Origin of the sequence: Flavihumibacter sp. CACIAM 22H1, from assembly GCF_001601815.1 — a bacterium.
Lineage (GTDB): Bacteria > Bacteroidota > Bacteroidia > Chitinophagales > Chitinophagaceae > Flavihumibacter.
In genome coordinates this window covers 1-3,157 of sequence record NZ_LUKG01000141.1, presented here as the reverse complement: position 1 = coordinate 3,157, position 3,157 = coordinate 1, and the positions used below count along the sequence as shown (strand labels likewise).

The window sequence follows — 3,157 nt, the reverse complement described above, 5'->3', positions numbered from 1 at the left end:
TGATTACGCCTGCACTGGCGGTAGCTATTTCAAAGCCAAGTGCATAGGATCGCGATAAATCGAATTTTTCGGCATCCACGTTTAACTTGATCTCTTTTGCAAACTCACCGGCGGCAAAATTTAATGTCCAGGTATCACCCGACACTACCACACTTGGGTCAGAAATGGTAAAAACATTGCTTGGAAGAACTTCATATTCAGTACCCTCTTCATCATTGTAGGCATCCAGTAGAGCCTGCTTATTAGTGAGCGTTACTGTTACGGGCTGATTCAGGCTGGCTTCTGAATTCGCATCGCGGCGTATATCCAGTACCGCTGCAGATTGGGCACCTGGTTTAAGGTCAAGTGCCACAATTTTCGGAGCATCTGTACCCCCCAATATTTTAATAATGCTGGATCCTGCTGAACCTAAATCTTTCACTTCATTCTTTACGCAAGAACTAATTGAAGTGCTGATTGCAAGCAGTACAAATAATTTATTTAATGTATGTTTCATACTATAATAGTTTAATAAAAGTTATTCTTTATCCCACCACATTCTGGCATCCTGTGTATCGCCACCGGATAAAAGTGCAGCAGCGGCTTTCACATTTGCATTGTTTGTTCCATATTCACCCGTACCATATACGTACCTGCGAGGAATTTCTTTGGTATCATTCTCCGCAAACTCTGCGGGTGTTAACACCGGGAATCCGGTACGCCTCCATTCACTCCAGGCCTGTAAGCCATCCGGATACATTGCAAACCATTTTTGAGTTCCGATTCTTTCAAGGGGATCTCCTTCATCATAGCGAACACTATTTTGATTGATGTATGTCTGAACAGCTGTTCCAGAATATCCCCATTGTGCCATTGATACAGCAATTGCCTCTTCATAAAGATCCTGGGCATTTTCATTTGTCCAGCCAATTTCAGCGGCCTCTGCTCTAGCAAACAACACAGTTGCTGCATTCATAAGAATAACATCTTCAGCCGCATCAATTTTATCTCCCTTTAAAACAAGTCCCCAACCAGGGGAAACTGCCACCGCTGCCGTTCTGTTTAAACCATATGGAAATCCAATTGGAGTAGATCCATAATTTGCTAATCTAGGGTCATTAAATCCAGACAAAGCATCCGTCATTGTACTACTTATTGCGTCATCTATACGAGCACTTACAACATAACTTATATACCATGGATTTTGATAGGCGCCGCCAGGGAAATTGATGGCAACGTTATCTGCATTTGTTTGCATAGAACCGGCTGAATGATTCAAAGCAGCATTAAATTCAGTAGCAGCTTGTCCGCCCGCATTTGGGTAAACCTTGCTCATACGCAGGGCTATCTGCATACGAAGGGAGTTGGCAAAACGTTGCCATTTCCTATTATCGCCTTCAAATATAACATCCCCTTTTACGGCCAATCCATTGTCAAAACCGTCAACCGCCTCCTTTAATTCTTTTAGCAAATCAGCATAGATATCCTCTTGTTTATCATACTTAGGTACAGGATTTCCTTTTAATGCTTCTGAATAGGGAACATCTCCCCATCTGTCAGTTATTGTCCAGAAAGCATAGGCTTTAAGAATTCTTGCAACGGCAATCTGGTTGGCATTAGAACCGGAAATTGAAACTATATCTTTAGTCGAAGGATCTGTATTTTGCCTGATGATATTTTGAAGATCGTTTAAAAAGCCAGAATAGAACCCATTAAATTCGAGCTGTGGAAGATTATAGAGCGAGGCGCTTGGATACTGGGTCTCAGAAAAATATTGAGCATAATAACCAGGCCGGGTCATTGTAGCTACAGATGTTCCTCCTTCTCTTCCACCAAGTTCAGCAATAGATCTTGTTAATAATCCAGCTGTTACTGGGGTAGTTGTACCATTTGGATTGGTGTTTGTATCACCAAAATCCTTAATTTTTTCACATCCTCCAAATCCCATTGACAAAACAGTCGCAACAGTCAGGAAAGATGAATTTATTAATCGTTTCATACTAGTAATTAATTTAGCGTAATAAATTGGAGGGTCAGAAATTAAGTTTCAGGTTAAATCCGATGGACCGTGTACCTGGCATCTGACCGTCTTCTCCATATACAGAACTAATTTCAGACGGATCAAAATCAGCAGTATTGGCATATATAAGCACAGGATTTCTGGCGATGATAGAGAATGTTGCACCGGAAATTTTCTTACTGATACCCATTTTTGCCAGATCGAAACGATATCCCAGGCTAACCTCACGAAGTTTAACGAAGGTTAGGTCATAGATACTTTTTTCAGCAATATTGGCTCCCTGGAACTGGTGGAAGTAACTTTGTGCATCAACATAATGGGTTACGGCTTTACCGTCTTCATCAACACCATCTACCCGTACACCACCACCGTCTGATACTGCATCCCGAACAGGATTTCCTTTATCGTTGGTAGTAGCAGTTTTTGCAGTCAGCCCGGAGAAAGATCCCCAGAAATCAGACAGCGAGAAGAATTTACCACCCTGCTGGTAATCAATATTAAAATTCAGGTAAAAGTTTTTGTATGTTATACTATTCTGAACACCACCGGTGAAATCAGGCAGCACACTTCCGAAGTTCACATCAGCCTGGCGAACGAAGAAACCATCCTCGGTTAATACAGGTATTCCGTTGGTATTCCGTTTAATACCACCACCGAATAATTGTCCCCATGGCTGACCCACAGCGTTAACAGTGTAAGCGGCAAAAGAACCAGAAAAGGCACCAGCAAAACCTGGAGGTACAATACGAGGAATTTCACCTGCGAGACGTACTACTTTGTTTTCAAGCAGTTTGGCCCAGGTTGCTGTAATGTCCCAAGAAAAATTACGATTTCTAACAGGTGTCACATTTAATAATACGTCTATACCTTTCTTAGAAATCTCCCCAGCATTAATGAGGTTTGTACGATAACCAGAAGCACCGTTGATAGGAATTTCAAGAGGTATATCATTAACCGTTCCATCCCAGTAAGTGAAGCTGAAACCAAACCGGTTTTTCAAAAATTTCATATCCAGTCCAATTTCACGCTGAGTGGAAACGGCACCTCTAATTGCAGAATCAACCAGTCTGTCAGGTGTTGGCATTAGAATATTTCCACCCTGTGGGGTCACCCACTGATTCTGAGCAATTGAATAGTTGAAGCCAGTTTGGTAAGGAG

At 41.9% G+C, this 3,157-nt stretch carries 2 protein-coding genes and 1 pseudogene; all 3 read right to left on the bottom strand.

What is annotated here, in order from left to right; translation table 11 throughout:
* Nucleotides 1–496, bottom strand: a 496-nt coding sequence (locus A1D16_RS21160; protein WP_290713515.1) for a DUF1735 domain-containing protein, incomplete at its 3' end; no start/stop codon positions are given.
* A 21-nt stretch (nucleotides 497–517) separates the two neighbouring features.
* Nucleotides 518–1,978, bottom strand: coding sequence for a SusD/RagB family nutrient-binding outer membrane lipoprotein (locus A1D16_RS21155; protein ID WP_290713512.1), 1,461 nt, complete (start codon nucleotides 1,976–1,978; stop codon nucleotides 518–520).
* Nucleotides 1,979–2,012: 34 nt separating this feature from the next.
* A pseudogene (locus A1D16_RS21150) lies at nucleotides 2,013–3,157 on the bottom strand (hypothetical protein); the annotation flags it as partial.